Source organism: Pedobacter rhodius (assembly GCF_027213645.1).
GTDB lineage: Bacteria > Bacteroidota > Bacteroidia > Sphingobacteriales > Sphingobacteriaceae > Pedobacter > Pedobacter rhodius.
In genome coordinates, this window is sequence record NZ_JAPWGL010000002.1 from 467,403 (window position 1) to 486,312 (window position 18,910).

At 37.6% G+C, this 18,910-nt stretch carries 11 protein-coding genes; 4 read left to right on the forward strand and 7 right to left on the reverse strand.

Annotation, left to right across the window (positions count from 1 at the left end; genetic code table 11):
* Positions 1 to 163: 163 nt before the first annotated feature.
* Positions 164 to 406: a hypothetical protein gene (locus O0931_RS07530; protein WP_269414950.1), complete on the reverse strand. Its 243-nt coding sequence runs from the start codon at positions 404 to 406 to the stop codon at positions 164 to 166.
* 284 nt (positions 407 to 690) lie between these two features.
* Here O0931_RS07530 and O0931_RS07535 point away from each other — a divergent pair, with 284 nt between their 5' ends.
* The 3 genes from O0931_RS07535 to O0931_RS07545 all read left to right on the forward strand — a co-directional run bounded on the left by O0931_RS07535 (position 691) and on the right by O0931_RS07545 (position 1,939).
* The gene (locus tag O0931_RS07535; RefSeq protein WP_269414951.1) at positions 691 to 1,182 is read left to right on the forward strand and encodes a hypothetical protein; all 492 of its coding nucleotides are present in this window, start codon (positions 691 to 693) and stop codon (positions 1,180 to 1,182) included.
* Between the two features lie 2 nt (positions 1,183 to 1,184).
* The gene (locus O0931_RS07540) at positions 1,185 to 1,535 is read left to right on the forward strand and encodes an oxygenase MpaB family protein (protein ID WP_269414952.1); all 351 of its coding nucleotides are present in this window, start codon (positions 1,185 to 1,187) and stop codon (positions 1,533 to 1,535) included.
* A 110-nt stretch (positions 1,536 to 1,645) separates the two neighbouring features.
* Positions 1,646 to 1,939: a hypothetical protein gene (locus O0931_RS07545; RefSeq protein WP_269414953.1), complete on the forward strand. Its 294-nt coding sequence runs from the start codon at positions 1,646 to 1,648 to the stop codon at positions 1,937 to 1,939.
* A 522-nt stretch (positions 1,940 to 2,461) separates the two neighbouring features.
* On the opposite strand, the gene O0931_RS07550 is transcribed toward O0931_RS07545, so the two are convergent.
* The 6 genes from O0931_RS07550 to O0931_RS07575 all read right to left on the reverse strand — a co-directional run bounded on the left by O0931_RS07550 (position 2,462) and on the right by O0931_RS07575 (position 14,456).
* Complete coding sequence (locus tag O0931_RS07550; RefSeq protein ID WP_269414954.1) at positions 2,462 to 4,891, reverse strand: DUF4982 domain-containing protein; 2,430 nt, start codon at positions 4,889 to 4,891, stop codon at positions 2,462 to 2,464.
* Positions 4,892 to 4,904: 13 nt separating this feature from the next.
* A complete protein-coding gene (locus O0931_RS07555) occupies positions 4,905 to 7,445 on the reverse strand; it encodes a cellulase family glycosylhydrolase (protein ID WP_269414955.1) in 2,541 nt (846 codons plus the stop codon).
* A 134-nt stretch (positions 7,446 to 7,579) separates the two neighbouring features.
* Positions 7,580 to 8,611, reverse strand: a complete 1,032-nt coding sequence (locus O0931_RS07560) for a glycoside hydrolase family 53 protein (protein ID WP_269414956.1) — start codon at positions 8,609 to 8,611, stop codon at positions 7,580 to 7,582.
* A gap of 17 nt (positions 8,612 to 8,628) precedes the next feature.
* The gene (locus O0931_RS07565) at positions 8,629 to 9,744 is read right to left on the reverse strand and encodes a SusE domain-containing protein (RefSeq protein ID WP_269414957.1); all 1,116 of its coding nucleotides are present in this window, start codon (positions 9,742 to 9,744) and stop codon (positions 8,629 to 8,631) included.
* Between the two features lie 91 nt (positions 9,745 to 9,835).
* Positions 9,836 to 11,467, reverse strand: coding sequence for a RagB/SusD family nutrient uptake outer membrane protein (locus O0931_RS07570; RefSeq protein ID WP_269414958.1), 1,632 nt, complete (start codon positions 11,465 to 11,467; stop codon positions 9,836 to 9,838).
* 4 nt (positions 11,468 to 11,471) lie between these two features.
* Positions 11,472 to 14,456 (reverse strand): SusC/RagA family TonB-linked outer membrane protein, encoded by a 2,985-nt coding sequence (locus O0931_RS07575; RefSeq protein ID WP_269414959.1) that lies wholly within the window; start codon positions 14,454 to 14,456, stop codon positions 11,472 to 11,474.
* Between the two features lie 329 nt (positions 14,457 to 14,785).
* Between O0931_RS07575 and O0931_RS07580 the strand changes: the two genes are divergently transcribed.
* Positions 14,786 to 18,862: a hybrid sensor histidine kinase/response regulator transcription factor gene (locus O0931_RS07580; RefSeq protein ID WP_269414960.1), complete on the forward strand. Its 4,077-nt coding sequence runs from the start codon at positions 14,786 to 14,788 to the stop codon at positions 18,860 to 18,862.
* Positions 18,863 to 18,910 lie beyond the last annotated feature (48 nt).

Genomic DNA, 18,910 nt, shown 5'->3' on the forward strand with positions numbered 1-18,910 from the left:
TTCCAGCTAATGTTAAAGTACTGCACTTAAGCTGAAATATTTCTACTATAGATTCTATTTGAAGAGGAATTAAAGGGCTTTAACACGGTAAAATCAGATAAACTCAATATATTCTGAAAAAACACCTGCTAACCTGACTGGAAAATTAAATTATAACAGGAATTTAAATTGAGTTTTTGGTTTTCTTTAATTCAGATTCGATTTTATTAATCAGTGCGCTTTTACCCTTATCATATGTTGATATGTCTGAAAAGTCTTTAATGATATTAGAAATACTTTCATCTGCATCATTTTCTGATATTTTTTTGAAATCAGCTGCCGCTTTATAAGCATCCATATCTCCAAATCCTCTAAGCTGCTTAACCCGGGTTAAAAATGTTTTAAGATCTGTTTTGCGCTTTTCCATTAATACACAAAATTAAAATTTTTACTCATTAATCATACAGAAATAGGAATTATTTTATTAATATTCTTTCTTTTAACCGATTTCCGAAAAAAAGCCATATCTGCTTCGTTAAGAACTGTCGAATCAACTCAAAAATTTATAGCCCAATTAATTTGGAATTTTATATATAGAAACCAAATATGAAAAAACCAATGCGGTAAATTCAAAATAATTTTTGAAAATGATGATTTATATTTTACTTTGCAAAACAAAGTACTTTTAAAAAAATAAATTAATTATTTCATATGGTTACGCTAGACCAAAAATTAAGACTACGTTCTAAAACTTACATCGCTATCATAATCATTGGATTGGCAGTGAGTGGATTAACCGCATTTCCACTGGAAACAGAAATTGCTTTCCTGGTTAAACACAATGAAACCTTTCCTGTCGCACTTCAAGTATGGTTTTTAACTGTTTATCAGGCTCTAAAAAGCACCAATGTAGATTATCCTTTTTTAAATTATGGTACAGATTGGTTAGCTTTTGCTCATATTATGCTGGCTATTCTTTTTATCGGAGTGCTAAAAGATCCTAAAAAAAATAAATGGATTATCCAGTTCGGTATAATTTGCTGCTTATCAGTTATCCCGTTGGCACTAATTGCCGGAAACATCCGTCAAATCCCACTATTTTGGCAAATAATCGATTGCTCTTTCGGACTATTCGGAATTATTCCGCTGATTCTGTGCCTTAGAGACATAAAAAAAATTGAAGCTTTGGAAACGAATTGTTAACCATGAATTTTGTAAATAACTCTTCCGTAGTTAGAAAAATATGGGGAAGTACCGATACCGTGCTTTTTATTTTTGCCGGTGCCGCAGCGGAATTTAGCTTAAATAAAGCCGTTGATTGGTTATACTTTACCGGTAAACTCCCAAAAGATCCGCTGGGAAGATTATTTTCGACAGTTGTTTACGCGCAAAGAATAGTTTTTTCAACATTGGATGAAGCCAACCAGTCGATAGATCAAATCGCGACGATACATAAACAGATTGAAGCCGCAAGAAAAACCGAAATTCCGGACTGGGCCTACAGAGATGTTCTGTTTATGCTAATTAATTATTCTATCCGCGCTTTTGAGTTTTAGAAAGAAGGCTTACTTTAACAGAAAAAGAGGAAATATTTAATACTTTTTTTAAGGTTGGCGTAAGAATGAAAATAAAGGGGTTACCAACCGGATTTAAGGATTGGCAAATAATGCATAAACAACAATTACAGCAGAACCTGATTTATAGTCACTTTTCGGAAGATCTGTTTAAACAATACCAAAAGCATTTAGGTTGGTACAGGTTTTCACTGATGACGGGGGTGCAAGGCCTTCTAGTACCGGCTGAAGTAGGCAAATTACTTCGGTTAAAAAAAGGAAAACGGATAGGTTTTACCCTTTGGATATATAAAGCATCGAGAAAGTATAAAATAAGCAGGCATTTGAGAAATTTATTGCTCCCTGCAAAATATAAAGAACAAATTTTGAGTTTGGAAAGATTTTGAACTTTTAAAAACCAATTAATCATAACTACTTAATGAAGATGCGGTCTGATGATTATGTTTCACGAAACAGTTTAAATAAGATTTTGGTTGGTGAGAAATCGATTGCCAAAGCTAATGAAGAATCAGCTTCGCATCCGATAACTATCGGATGACGAGTTAAGGGAACGTCAATTTAAGATTGACGTTGGTGAGACACTAACCGATAGATTATTGGTTTTTAATGATTTAAACTCAATAATTGTTTTTGATTAAGGTATTAAGTGATGTTTCAACTCTTCCGAACACTTATGGTGCCGCAGGCTTAACATTTCGGTCGGTGAGACACCAACCGCTAGGTTAAAAAAAATTTCCATCCTGAGCTAGCTTGCACTGATCGAAGTCGATTGAAGGAGAAATATTTTTTGTTATCGACTATAAAAAGGTCTTAGACAGGCTCAGCATGACATAATGATCAACAGGTAAGTCGGATTTCATACAAAGACGAAGGCTTATCTAATCCGGATAAGCCTTCGTTGGAAATGGTTATTTCGAAATAATTTTAATGCTTTCACTCTTTAATGATTTCCCATTAACGCTTAATTCTATTATTCCACCTTTTTTATCAGATTGAACCAGCACTACAAGTTTACCGCTGAACAATTTCATCGTAGGTTTTACAAATGATTCTAAGGATGTTGCATCGCCATTACAAACTGCTTTAAATTTTCCGGCGCCCTTTACATCAAACTTTAAGGCGTTGGTCGCTGTAGGACAAGGATTACCGTTTTTATCCACTACTGAAACCGTTACATAGGATAAATCTTTTCCGTCTGCACTTATTTCTTTTCTATCAGCTGTTAAAACAACTTTATATGGCTTACCTGCAGTTACGACTTGTTCTTCTTTTACCGCTTTACCATTACTATCGAAGGCAACAACTTTTAAAGTTCCGGGTTCATATTTAACATCCATCCACATTAACCGGTACCGGTTCTGAGGTGTGGAATTATCTTTTTTCCTAACCCCTAAACTTTTACCATTCAAAAAAAGTTCGGCACTATCGTAACTGGTATATACAAAAACAGGGGTTATCTGGCCTTCCCTCCCCGCCCAGTTCCAGTGCGGAAGTAAGTGAAGTGTTGGCTCATTTTTATTCCATCTGCTTTTATATAAATAATAGCGGTCTTTCGGTAAACCTGCTAAATCAGACATTCCAAAATAAGAACTTCTTGCCGGCCAGCTGGCATCATAAGGTGTTGGTTCGCCTAAATAATCGAAACCTGTCCAAACAAATTCTCCGATAACCCAGGGTTTATCATCCTGCAAAACAAAATCATCGTCAGGAAGATTAGACCAACTGCAATATTCCATATCATAAGAGGAAGTTTGCAAATCGTCATACTGTTTATCTATCCCTTTTACAACCGGAAATTTATATATCCCTCTGGAGCTTACAGTTGATGCAGTTTCCGACCCTAAGATAAATCCCTGTGGAAAAGCATTATATGCTTCCTGATAAAGATGTACCCTGTAATTTAATCCCGGGACATCCAATAACGCACCAAAACCAGATTGCATGGTTGCTTTAACCTGGTCCATTCCTACGGTTACCGGGCGGGTCGGATCTTCACGATGAAAAATCTCCTGAAGCCATTTAGCTCTTTTTACACCTTCGGCACCAAATTGATCCGGTACCTCGTTTCCCGAACTCCACATTACAATACAGGGATGATTTTTAGTTGCCCGAACCAGGTTAACAACATCTTTTTCCGCATCGGTATCGAAATATAAGTGATAGCCATTATCAACTTTTGCTTTGGCCCATTCATCAAAACTTTCGGCAAGGAACATAAAGCCCATTTCATCGCATAATTCCAATTGTTCCGGCGACGGCATATTGTGCGAACTTCTGATGGCGTTACAACCCATTTCTTTTAAAATTGTCAATTGCCTTCTCAAAGCAGCCGTATTAATTGCTGATCCTAATGGACCAAGATCATGATGTAAACAAACACCTTTAAATTTTCTAACCTCACCGTTCAGGCTAAACCCTGTTCCGGCCCGATAGCTGATCTCCCTAACACCAAATCTCGTCTTCACCACGTCTTTCAATACATTCCCTTCATATACATTTGAAACAGATGTATATAAATAAGGCGTTTCGGGGCTCCAGAGATTTGGATTGGAAAGCCGGATAGTTTGGTCTGCTTCATTTCCAAAGATAGATTTAGCGGTATCTATCGCCACTTGCTTACCCGAAGCATCCAGAATTTGTGTAACTAAACGAATATTTGCGCCGGTTAATTTCGTTTTGATATTAACTTTGGCAAATTCTTTTTTTACGATTGGCGTTGTTATGCTTATCCCCCACTGGTCGACACTATTTTCTTCTTTAATAATCAAATGAATGTTACGATATAATCCGGCTCCAGGGTACCAGCGTGAGGATTTTGCCTTATTATTGAGGTGTATTGCAAGCAGATTATTATTCGGTTTAATTTCGTTGGTGATATCGATGTAAAAATAATTATAGCCGTAATTCCATTGACCGACGAGCTTTCCGTTCAGGTAAACACGTGGTTCGCTCATGGCACCATCAATTTGTAACAACACTTTCTGGTTTGCTTTGATTACCGGTAAATTAAGGCTTTTTCTATACCAACCTTCGCCAATATAGGGCAACGCACCTGTTCTACCGGTTTTTTCACTTGGCTTATCTTCCCCGTTTTGCGTGATAATATTTACCTGTTTATCTATCTCTTTATCAAATGGCCCGCTAATTGCCCAATCGTGCGGAACAGACACGGTTTCCCAACGCGAATCATTAAAACCGGGCATTGCAGCATTTGGAAAACTTCCTTTCGAAAATTTCCAGCCTTCGTCAAGCAAAATTTCAGTTCGCTGACTAAAAGCATTTAGATAAGAAAAGCCAATAATAAAAAGCGTAAGAAGTAATTTTCTGAATCGGAACATGTATTTGTGATGTTTATTTTAGGTAAATATATTCTATAGAAATGTTAACTGGTTTTGCATTTGAATTGTAACCAAAGGTAACTTCTATTTTTTCAGTATTTTTTAAATTAAAGGCAGATTGACCTGAAGATTGATAGTATAACGGCAGGAAGCCGGGATATGGTCTGGGCAATAATAACTGACTATCTGCTTTTAATTGATTAAGTGGAATTTCTATGGTTTGAAAATCTTTTTTTACAGTACATTCTGATGAGAAAAAATGCGCATCTGCATCAATTAAACCAATTTTTATTTTTGCACCGTCAACATTAGATTTAACCTTGATAACCAACGTTTTTAAATTATCAATTTCAGTAGATCTGCCTGTTATTTTATCACCGAAGAAACTTTGAAATCCCATTAATTGATTGGCTTTCGGCTGATTCATTGCCAATTTCAAACTCAATTCTGACGGGTTTTCTGATGAAATGTATTCAACTTTATTGTGTTCCCAATCGGAATTGTAAAGGTTGATATTTTTTCCATCTCTTTCCGGATTGAAAATTTCTATAATTGCACCTTTTCCGGCTACATAGGTTTGATAGTTTTGAGGTTCCGGATTGTCCCAGGCATTGGGATTTATATTTTTATTTGCCGGAAAAGTTAAGTAATCGCCGTCGGCTTTACGGATAATGATTTGATATTTTAATATACCGTTTTTTACCAGCGATGCGGGAACCTCTGCTGAAAAAGAGTAAGCTTGTAGTTCTTGCATTGGAATATTTTTCGTCGGGTTTCCGGCGTTCAACAAAACAAAAACAGAATCTTTCTGGTTCAGGCCTACAATTTCAGCATTGATTTTTAAAGAAACACCTTCTGAAACCGTTAATAATGATTGGTGTTTTACAAAAACGCCTTCGGGTGAAGCTTTTGGCGCAACAAATTCACCCAAAGCAATATTTTTATAATTGCTTTCCGCATTGAGGCTTGTTTTTAAGTTTTTTCTAATTAACAGGTAAGTGCCTGGAGTAATGTTAAGCCTGTTTTTAAGCGCTTCTGCGTGAAACTCATTTCCCTTATTTAAACCTTTTACCGTAAAATCTTTGCCTAAATCCGGTAGGTTAATATCCATTGGCAAGGTTGCCCAGTTAATTCTGGTTACTTCTCTTTTGGGCAATGCCTTTTCAAAAGGATCACGAATCTGAATGGCATCGGGCATAACTTCCAGCCGCCAGACACCCTTTGTTACCTGAACCAAAAAATAAGCGCCCTTACCCTGATAATGAACAATTTCCGAACGGCCTACACCGGCAATATGCTTTAGCTTTTTAACATCAGCAACTTTTGCGCTGGTTGAATTTGAATAATAAAATTCATCTTTGCTGTTCATCTCGCTCAGGAAATTTCCATAATCAATTTTAAAAACGCCGAAAGCGTTGCCATTATTCAAACTATCCAATCTGGAATGTTGATGAAAAATTTTCGAAGCAATTAACATGCTTATTGCTTTTGACGGGGTATAAGCCAGGTTTAAATAGTGTGTTTGATATTCTGTATTGGCATAGGCTGTTGCCATTGGATCGTAAGCAAACTGCGTTGCCCACTGAAAACCTGCAGCCCGAAAACTTCTGGCCATTGCCGGATACATAATTGGTGCCATTACATCGCCTGCATCAAATTCATAAACTACTTTTGCCCGGTTTTTAAATGCAGGAATAGTGTCGAAAGGGATTTTATACTTTGCTACATTTGGCAAATAATTACCTTGTAAAGTATGTCCGGCAACTAATCCGGTTGGGTACCATTGAAAACTATGCCCCTGAACATTTGCTTTAACAACAGCATCTGCATATGAGGGCGATTCGCTTATATTATAAAAAATCGGTTTCGTCCAGCCTGTACTTTTGATAGCGGCAACCATTCGGTTAATGTATTCTGTGGTGCGTTCTTTTGGTCCGCTATGATGCGGTTCATTATTTACCTCGGCGGCCAGCACATCCGTATCTTGCTGATAGGTTAAACCGGTGTATGGATTTTTATGCTTAAAAAATTGCCTGAGGTAATTTTCCTGGGCTTTAAATGCATCTTCATTTATTAAAGCTTTTTGCTTTCCGTATTTATAAGAAAAACTGCCTGTATTTTCATCTTTTTCCGGATAACCATTTCCCAAGAAAGCAATGGGCGTAATCAAAGTTTTAATTTTTCGCTTTTTAAGTTCCGCGATGAGAAAATCGAAAAGACGTAAATGTTCATTATTAATCAGATTCCCTTCCGCGTCAGCTATTTCCTGATCCCAAACATGAACACGAAAAGCATCGAAACCTAATCTGGCGAAATGATAAACATCATCTTTAATTGCCTGTTCTGCAGTTTGTCCAGTTCTGATTATTGCCCGGTTTCCATAGGCAAAAGGTGCCGTATAATTTGTGCCAAAAAATGCAGCTTCTTTATTGTCTTTTTCCCACCGGATTGTTCCGGAAGCATCAACATAAATCCCCTCTTTATTTTGTGCAACGGCAATTTGCGCCGAGATACTTAAAGCAATTAGAAGTAATTTCTTTTTAAATAAAAACATAGGTAAAAATAATACATTAAAGATTACGATAAAGATCCGCCATCAATCAGGGAATAATCACACGCCAACACCACCAAGTATACCTTCGTTTTCCTGATGGAGGCGAAAGAAAATCTTAATGCAAAAAACTAACGTTAAGGCATAAAACCATCCATTGCAACTGTAGGTTTTCCGGTATCATCAAAAGCACCGAGTTTATAACCGCTCCAGCTATTGTAAGATTGGGGTTCCCAATAGAAAACACCTAAGCCTTTATTATTTGTTAAAGATTTATTTTTTACAATTAAATCCTTAATGAAAGCTTTACAGGCAACAGCCTCCGAAACCGGCATGCCCACTTCGCAAATCATTATTTCTGAGCCGTAACGGGAAACCATATCGGTCATATTTGCCAAACACTGGGTATTTTTTGCAGACCAGTCTGTTACAGAGGGATACATCGACATGCCAATTACATCCCATTTTGCACCGTTGGCCTTCAATCCATCAAATATCCATCTGAATAAACTATTATCATATCCATTTGAAATATGAACCACCACTTTAGTTGACGAATTAACAGCCTTTACGCCGTTATAACCGGAAAGTACTAAATCAGCAAAGTTCTTCATATTTACGGATGCTTTTCCATCATTCCACAGCATCCCGTTATTGGTTTCGTTGCCAACCTGAACCCATTCCGGAATGATATTATTTGTTTTTAATGTGGTTAATACATCTACTGTATGGTTGTAAACGGAAGTTTTTAAAGTGACAAAATCCTGATTTACCCAGGCGGCCGGTTTATTTTGCTGACCCGGATCTGCCCATGAATCGCTATAATGGAAATCAATTAATAACCTCATATTCATGGCTTTTGCCCTTTTTGCTTTTACCAGTACATCAGCAGTATTGCAATAACCTGAAACGGGGTTTACCCAAACCCGGAGGCGAATGGTATTAATGCCCTTATCTTTTAATGTTTTAAGTAAGTCTTGCTGCTCGCCTGATGCATTATAAAATTTCCTGCCTGTCGCTTCCATTTCTGTCAGCCAGCTTACATCTGCACCTAATGCATAGGTTCCAACCGGATCCGGCGACGGATAAATCTGTGTTTCGCCTATCGCCGATTTTTTGCAGGCAAAACTGAGTATTGTCAGCAAAAAGGCAAAGCTAATCTTTTTCATATTTTTTAACATCCTTTCTATTTTATAGAATAAGTATAATTACCATCTCCGGCACTTAAATCCAAGGTAACCGTGAAAACGCCTGTTTTCGTAATCGGGATGTTAATACCACCCCAGGTTGGTGCACCTGCAAAAACCAATGCACCGGTTGCATCTACCTTATAACTGATGTCATAACTTCCGTTAGCGGTAAAAACAAATGTTTTACCGGCTGTTAAAGATACATTTGAGGCAACCCACTTCATGGTTGTTGCGTTATATACCAGCGGCGTGGCAGAAGTACTCCATCCATTGTCGTCACCAGATATAAAGAACTTAACTGGCGTGTAAGTGATGGTTAAAGCATCTACATCTGCATTAACTTTCATATAAGCAGGCGCAGGTGTAAGGTACAAATTACCTCCGGTCAAACTCATCGTTGTAGCAGTGCCGCCCCAGCCATAAACTTTGGCTGCATCCTTTGAAGAGACCAGTTGAAAGGCATCGCCACCGTATCCGTCCGCATTTGGTAAGTTTAGGTAACCCTCATATTTTGCATTGAATTTAGAAGAAGTTAAAACAAAACCATTGGTTCTGACTGCTGGTGTTTTCCATGAATTACCTCCCCTTACCATTAATGCGGGATACTCTATTGTAGCTTTATACGGGTTAACTGTTAAAGTTAAACTGGAGTAAATCGGTTTAATTACTGATGCAGCGCCGGTATTTTGATTAACTTCTGCTTTTAGTCTTACGACCAGCGTGCTTACCGCACCTGTTGGCAGCATTAGCTGATTTGATAAGAGTGAATTAAAATCTGCACCTAAATAGGTTTTACTTAATGTTCCTGCGGGAAGCTTTACGATAACAGCATTTCCCCATGCATTTGCGCCGCTGGTATCAGCCGGTAAATCAAATTCCAATGAATAGGTGGGCACTATACTAACTCCAAAATCTGCCGCATTAAAGCTGAATGTAACTACATTACTTGCATCTGTTGCAGCCGTTAAAACAACACTTGATACCGAGCTTTTAAAAACCATTGAACTACCCTTTGGCGGTACAACAATATTTGTACTTGCATCTTTTTTGCAACCCAGAAAAAGGCTGGTTAAAAGAAAGGCGTATATAATCTGAATTGATATTTTTTTCATCTTTTTATTGGTGTTTTCATTGTGTCGAAACTATTGTGATTTGATTAATCGTTTTGTAACGCTAAAATCAGGGTAGCTTCATTATTTTGGGTTAATAACCTGTATTCTGACGAAGATTTGGATTGGCAGAAAGATCTGTAGGCGGCAATGGAAAAAGATTATATCTGCCGTTTACAGCTGTTCCCCCTTTAACGCCACCTTTCCAGGCCCACAAATACGCAGCCGTGGTAAATTTATTGAAACGGATTAAATCTGTCCGGCGAACAGCTTCATACCAAAGTTCACGTCCACGTTCATCTAAAATAAAATCGGTTGTTAAAGCTGTCGATGTGATGTTTCCACTTAAACTCCCGTTATACGCCCGGGTACGTAGCTTGTTTATATAATCCAATGCCGTTGCCAAATTTCCTCCCGAACCGCCACGTAAAACCGCTTCCGCATAAGTTAAATAAGTTTCACCCAGGCGAAATAACGGAAAATCGATATCTGAAAAATCTTTAGCCACATCCTGATGTGGTGCAGGTCCGCCAGACCGGGTTTTATTTCTGAATTTTGTACTGGAATAACCATCATTCGATACATATAAATCTTCCACATCCATGTTTTGCCCGGACATATAAAACTGTGCTCTGGTATCAGTAGCACCCGTTTTATCGGCAAACAGATTAACAAATTGCTGTGTAATTCTTAGCCCGCCCCAATCGCCGCTGGAGCCGGAAACCGTAGCCGGCACATGTGCAGGGCCATGCATCAGGAATGTTGTACCGCCGTAATTTTGAGTGCTCGTTCCATCATAATTAATGGTAAAGATATTTTCGTCGGTATTTAAATGATTGTCTGCAATGGTTAATTCACGGTAATTGCCATGAAGGGTATAACCCGCTGCTATAATTTTATTACAGTAGGTAATGGCGTCCGTATACCTGGCGGTACCTGTATATACTTCGGCGTTTAAATATATTCTTGAAAGTAAAGCCCAGGAAGCTGCCCTGTCTGCACGGCCGTATTCATTTGCTTTTGGTGCAGCCAAATCATTTTCAATCGCTTTTAATTCCGATTCCACGTAGGCAAATAAATCCTTACGGGCGATTTGTTTAGGCAAATCCTTACCGCCGATTTGAGTAGCTTCAGTTACCATTGGCGGGTTACCATAAATATCCATCAAAACAGCATACTGATAAGCCCTTATAAAGCGCGCCTCTGCCCTAAACCTCCGAACCTGATCGGCATCTGCACCTACAACTCCCCTTTTATTTAAATTATCATCCGATGATTGATTGATAAAATCATTACAAAGGGTAATCTGGAAAAACGAACGATAGTACAGCCCGTTAATAATTGAATTGATTGACGACCAGCTTAGTTCGTGCAAACCCTGAATGCCCGCATCATTACGCCACGACCAGACCGCCTCATCTGTGGTTAATTCCTGTAAATTCCAGTATAGGCGAAGAAAATCTGAGTTTCCTTCATCTTTAATAATTTCTGCCGGAATATCCGGTTGCCCCACTGATGCATTTCCTGTTAATGCAAAAGCACCATAAACCTTAGCCAAAGCTTGTTTATAACCCGACGCCGAGGTATACACCTTATCAGCAGTCAGATCGTTTGTGGGCACTAAATCTAATTTATTGCATGATGATGTAAAAATTACAGCAGCGCAAGTCAGTATGAATATCTGTAAAACACGTGGTTTCATATATTTTTTATTTAAGTGGTTCATTGTCTTAAAAATTAACGTTTAAGCCTAAAGAGAATATTCTTGGTCGCGGATAGATATTATTATCCACGCCGGATGCCACTTCCGGATCCAGCCCCTGGTATTTTGTAATCACAAATACATTCTGAACGCTTGCCGTTAATTGCAGGTTTGCCCTGGTTTTCAGTACCTGCCCGAAAGAATACCCCAGATTCAGGTTATCCATTCTAAGGAAGGATGCATTCTGCACATAATAATCACTCAGCAATTGTTGCGTTTTGAAATTAGTTGTAAGGTAGTTTGGCGAAGCATTTAAAATCACGGCGGTTCCCAGAATCTGATTTAAATTCCCATTCTGACTGTAGTTATTGTTGTATACGTAATTGCCTAAATTTGCCCTCAGCGTAAAAGATAAATTCCATTTTTTATAGCTCAAATTATTGCTAAAACCTAAAAATAACTTTGGATCTGCTTGTTTACCTTTTTTAAAATCATTTTCATTAACTAAGCCATCTCCATTTTGGTCTACATAAACACCTTCTATCGGGTTCCCATTCTGGTCATAAGTTTGTTCGAATAAGTTAAATGTATTTTTTGGTCCGCCTACAGCATTGATAAATGCATTCTGTCCACCAACACCGCCGGCTATTGTTCCACTCGGGAACCCTGCATAGTTCGGATCATTTGGTACAATGGTTAAGTTAGTAATGGTATTTTTATTATAAGTTCCATTGAAACTAAAATCCCAGTTAAAATCTTTTCCTTTTACGGGATTAAAATCTAAGGTAAGTTCAACACCTTTGTTTTCCATATCGCCAACATTTACAATTGCGTTAGCCGAAAAATTTGTTCCTGCCGGTTGCGGGATTAAGTTTAACAAATCGCTGGTTTTCTTTTTATAAAAATCGACACTACCCGTAATGCGATTATCCAACAATCCAAAATCTAAACCGATGTTTGCTGTTGCCGTTTCTTCCCATTTAATATTAGCGATATAAGCACTGGGGCGATACATTTGATAAAACGTATTTCCAAACTGATATGACGCATTTAACGAACTCAAACCGTATGTAGACATATAGCTGTAGTTACCAATACCATCCTGCTGACCGGTTATGCCGTAGCTTACACGAAATTTTAAAGCCGAAATGGTTTTACTATCTCTTAAGAACGATTCGTTTTTAATTGTCCAGGCTAAAGCTACCGATGGAAAAACACCATATTTATAGGCCGGGCCAAATCGTGAAGAGCCATCCCGGCGAATTGTTCCGGTTAGCAAAAACCTGTCGTCATAACTGTAATTTAATCTTCCAAAGTAAGAAATCAATCTGTATTGCGGCTTATTGAAAGCAAAAGCAGGATCAGAATTAGCTACCTTATTTCCATTGGCATCAAAACTAGGGTAGTAATATTGAGTGGTTAAGTAATCGTTATACGAATAACCTGCGGTGGCATCAACTCTACTTTTTATCGATTTAAATTCCTTAACGTAATTCAGGTAAAAATCCAGAACGGTATTTCTTCTGTTCTGTTTATATTGGTTATTTACGCCATTGCTTAAAATTGTTTCGGCTGCTTTTGGATCTACATAAACAGTTCCTTTACCAGAAGCTACATCATAAGCTGCATTAAAATTGGCGTGTAATTCGGGAAGAAAGTGAAATTTATAATCCAGCTGAATGTTACCGATGCTGCGCATGGGCTTTGCCCTGTCTTCCCTTTGTTCCAGTAAACCAACCGGGTTACGTCCGACCAGGTTAACCAAACCGGTTGGCGTAGTAGGATCCAGCCATTCCCAATAACCATTATATTCCGGTTTATTGGTGTAAACAGCCTGTGTCGGATCGAAACTAACTGCACCACCAATTGCAGCGGTATTGGCAAAACGTGTTTTTTGCATACTTCCTTTAAGGTTAACATCCAGTTTTAAATGGTCGTCAAAAAACCTTGGATTAAAAACAACTGCTGCTGAAGTTTTCTGCAATTGGTCTGTTCTCAAAACACCTGTCTGGTTTTGATAACCGATTGATAACCGATACGGTAATTTTTTTATCCCCCCGCTTATGCTGATGTTATTATCGGTAGAGAAACCGTCCTGGTAAATGAGGTCTTGCCAGTTGGTATTACTTGTACCCAGTTTTGCTTTCTGTGCTGCCGTTCCTTTTGAATTTACAATAGCTCGGATGTCATCAGCTGTTAAGACATCTAGTTGTTTAGTCAATGCAGAAAGAGAATTTACCGAATTAAAGCTTACTTTTAAAGCGTCACTTAATCCTTTCTTCGTAGTAATGATGATGACACCATTTGCAGCCCTTGCACCATAAATGGCTGCTGCTGATGCATCTTTTAAAACCGTGAACGTTTCAATATCATTAGGATTGATGAAACTCAGGGGGTTAGAAGCACCAGAAACCCCTCCATTTTCTAATGGAACCCCATCAATAACAAATAATGGGTCGTTGCTTGCATTTAGAGAAGAACCTCCACGAATACGAATCGTGCTTCCGCTTCCAGGCTGACCGCTGTTAGAAGTAATTGCCACACCTGAAACTTTACCTGAAAGCATTTGTTCAGGCGTAGTTATACTTCCCTTTTGAAAATCTTTAACACTTACTACGGCAACAGAACCAGTCAAATCTTGTTTTCTGGTTGTTCCGTATCCAACCACGACCACATCGCTTAAATTGGAAGCATCTTCACTTAAAGTGACGGTTAATGAAGTTGTTTGAGAAACAGGGATTTCCTGTATTTTGTAACCCACGGAGGTAAATTCCAAAATCCCCGCCTTAGCTGGAATTTTAATACTGAAATTTCCATTTGCATCTGTAGCCGTTGCAATTACTGTTCCTTTTAAACGAATGCTTACGCCCGGCATTCCTAAATTATCGGTAGCCGCTTTAACAACTCCGGTAATGGTTGCTTGCTGTGCAAAAAGATATCCGCTTGTAAAAATCAATAGTAAAAGCATCAACGTCCGCTTGTTACCCTTGAGAAAAGATGTAAAAATGTGCATAGAATATGTTGGTTAGAATTATGGTACAAATCACGTTTTTCTCGCGCTCAAGCACTTGTTCTATCGTACATTTCTTTTGTGCTATTCGACATATTTTATGCATTAAGAGTACTTTAAGCAATTGACAGCGCCGTTCTTTCATTGGAGCATTTCTTGCTTAAATCGCATTCATGCACCGCTTTCAAATTTTATTTCGGGTATGGAATTACGACCTGTAGATTATACTGATAGCCGCCCCCGACGTATTCCAATAACAACCTGATTAAGGATAACCGTGAATAAATAGAAATCACTTATATTTAGCTCTTAACTGTCTGATCAAATACTGAATGACCACCCGAATCAAAATTTATTATTTTGTTATTTTACTTTTCACGATCGAAAATGTTTTTTCGCAAAATTTAAAATTCAAGCACATTAATTTAGAAGACGGTTTATCTAACAGTACGATAGAATGTATTTTTCAGGACTATCGTGGTTTTATCTGGTTTGGCACCAGAGATGGTTTAAACAAATATGATGGTAACCAGATAACTGTTTTCAGGCATGATAAAACAAAAAGCGGTTTAAGTGATAATTTCATCAGGTGTATTTTTGAAGATAAAAATAAAAACCTATGGATCGGTACTTCCGATGGTCTGAATAAATTTAATGCGGAGAAGAATAATTTCGCTATCTACAAATCCGGGGAGAATAAAAACACCGTCACTTCTATTAAAGAAACTGATAAAGGGGTTTGGGTTGCTACTTACGGCGGTGGGCTTAACCTGGTCGATAAAAATACAAATTCTTTCGCCCCTTATTATTACGAATCAGATCCTAAGCTCATTCGAAAAAATTTTATACACGATTTGTATTGCGATGCCTCAGATAATATATGGATGGCTACCGATGTCGGGTTACAAGTTCTAAACTTAAAAACAAATCAATCAAAATCTATTGCCGGGTTAGAGAAATACATTATCAGGGCGATTAAAAAATCGGCTGATGGTAATTACTGGCTTGCAACAGAAGAAAGCGGACTTATCCGTTTTCAGCCCAGCTCAAATACTATCAAAATTTACCAGCATCACGAAAAAGATAAAAACCGCATAGGCAGCAATTTAGTAAGGGCCATTGCTTTCGATAAGTATAAAAATTTATGGCTTGGCGGTATTAATGGAGGTTTAGATATTTTTGACCCGGTTTCAGCGCGATTCAATCATTTTCAAAATGAGCCAGGAAATAACTCGAGTTTATCGCAAAGAACTGTATCTGCACTATTTGTAGATAAACAAAGTAATTTATGGATTGGTACACATCGTGGCGGTGTAAATCTTTATAGTCCGCAGGCTGAAAAATTTAAATTGATTCGCCAGGAGCCCAGCAAGAATAGTTTAAGCTATAATGATGTCAGGGCTTTCTGTGAAGATAATGCAGGAAAAATTTATATTGGAACTGACGGAGGTGGACTCGATATTTACGATAAAGTTACTCATTCTTTTAAACACCATCGATATAACCCGTTTGATTCAAGAAGTATCGGGGCTGATGCCATACTGGATATTACGCAGACACGAAACGGAAGCCTATTCGTTGGTACATGGGCAGGTGGCTTAAATTTAATGAATAGTGATGGAACTTTTACACGCTATAACCATACAGCAAACCCGGGATCTATCTCTTCTGATTACGTACAAAAGACGTTTGAAGACAGTAATGGAAACATATGGATTGGAACATACTATGGCGGATTAAATCTTTTTGATGCCAAGACAAAACAGTTCAGGCGTATTTATGATGGTAAAAAAGGTACTAAACTGATGGGAAATAATATTGTTTCTATCAATGAAGACCGGTATAAAAACCTTTGGATTGGTACCGACGATGGCGGATTAAACTGTTATAATTTAAATACACAGCTTTTTACGCATTACTTTATCACCGGCGGGAAACTGCCTGATTTAAGGGTAATTTTTTCAGATAGTGCAGGAGATTTATGGATTGGTCAGGCAGGGCTTTACCGTTTCAATCGGGCAAAGAATCAATTTAACCTGTATACCACAAAAGGAGGCTTAGGTACTGAATTCGTGAAAGGAATTATTGAAGATGCTAAAGGTAATTTCTGGATATCAACATCAAATGGTTTAACTAAATTTAATCCAAAAAACCATAATTTTAAGAAATACAATACCGGTGATGGTTTACAGGGCTTAGAATTTGAGGCCAACTCCTGCCTAAAAACAAAAAATGGCGAGCTGTATTTTGGTGGTGTAAATGGTTTCAATTCTTTTTTTCCAGATGATATTGAAACCAATAAGTTTGCTCCGCCGGTTTACATCACGGAATTTCAAATTTTTAACCAAAAAATCCTGCCAAACTCCGATGATTCGGTACTTGAAAGTGACATCAGTTATACTAAAGAGATTAAACTGAATTATAATCAGGCAACCATTTCTTTCCGTTTTGCCGGATTAAACTATGTTTCTAACGAGAATAACAATTATGCCTATAAATTAGATGGAGAAGACAAAGACTGGATAGATGTTGGAAATGTTAAACAGGCTTTTTATACCAATTTAGATCCCGGAACATACACTTTTAGGGTAAAAGCATCAAACAATGATGATGTATGGAATAATCAAGGTGCATCTGTAAAAGTAATCATCAGTCCGCCATTTTGGTCTACATGGTGGTTCAGGATGTTGGCCATTCTGCTTGCCGGTTACCTTGCATATTTAGGATTAAGCTTTAAACGGCGATTGGAATTAAGAAAAATCGAAGAAGATAAAAAGGAAGAAATACATCAAACGCAGCTGCAGTTTTTTACGAATATTTCACACGAGTTCCGCACACCACTTTCTTTAATTTTGGGTCCGATTGAGCGTTTATTAAAAGAAGATACACATGAAGCTTTCCATAACTATTACCATACCATAAACCGAAATGCAAACCGTTTACTGAGGTTGATTAACGAGTTAATGGATTTTAGAAAAACAGCATCCGGTGCCCTGAAACTTAATGCAATAAATGGAAATTTAAATCTTTTTATTGATGAAGTTGCGGAAGAATTTTCAGATATGGCGGGCGATAAAAATATCCGGTTTACAGTAGAAAAAGATGATCTTCCGACAGATATCTGGTTCGATAGACAAATTATAGAAAAAATCATTTTAAATCTGGTAAATAATGCTTTAAAATATACCAAACCCGGAGGCATACTGAAGCTTCAGGTATTAACCTCACTACATAATTTTAAACCAAAATTCGAGAATCAACTTAGTATTAAAAGTGATTATCAGGCAAATTCTTATGTATACTTCAGGGTGGTTGACAGTGGGATTGGCATTTCTAAAGAATCTATTCAACATTTATTTGAGCGTTATTATCGTATTACGGAAACGCATTTAGGTTCTGGTGTCGGTTTGGCATTTGTGAAAAGCTTAACCTTATTGCACAAGGGATTAATTGAAGTTTCGAGCGAAAGAAATAAAGGAACTGAAATCATCATTGGTATTCCGAGTGATAAAAAAGATTACGCTTTGGATGAACAGTTTAATCAAAGCACCGAATCTGGAGGAACAAGATTAGAAAGCATTACATACAACTCAGAAACAGAAAAAAAGAAGCCTGAAGTTGATTATCACCAGGAAAATTCAGACACTACGATTCTTATAGTTGACGACAACGAAGAACTCAGAACCTTTTTAAAAGAAACTTTAAGCCCTTTTTATAAAATAACAGAAGCATTTGACGGCCATTCGGGTTTGGAACAGGCAAAAAAATATTTACCTGATCTTATTATAAGTGATGTAATGATGCCCGGAATGAGTGGAACAGCATTCTGCAAAATTATTAAGGATGATATTGAAACCAGTCATATTCCGTTTTTGATGCTAACGGCTAAGAATAGTATCGAAGCAGAAATAGATGGTGCTACATCCGGTGCAGATTTATATTTTACTAAACCGATAAACATCAGCTTATTACAAATTACCATCAAAAATATTTTTGAGCAAAGACAAAAATTAAAAGATCATTATTTAAAAAATAGAGAAACTGAACCACGAGCGCTCGCTCATTCGGAAAAAGATAAAGCCTTCCTGGCAAAACTTATAACCATTATTGATGAACAGATGATAAATCCTGAAATGGATATTGATTATTTATGCAGGGAAATCGGTATGAGCAGAACAAAGCTCTATCAAAAAATAAAGTCAATTACCAGCCAATCGATTGGCGAATTTGTAAGATCTGCAAGACTCAGGAAAGCAATTGAAATCATGAAAACTGAAGATGTACTGATGACAGAGGTCATGTATCGGATTGGTATTCAGACCCAATCTTATTTTACCAAAGCTTTTAAAAAAGAATTTGGAGTTACCCCTACCGGATACCTTCAAAAGATTGATAAAAGTGAAAGTTAAACAAGAACCGATTTAATAAAAAAGGTATTGTCAACTTATGACAATACC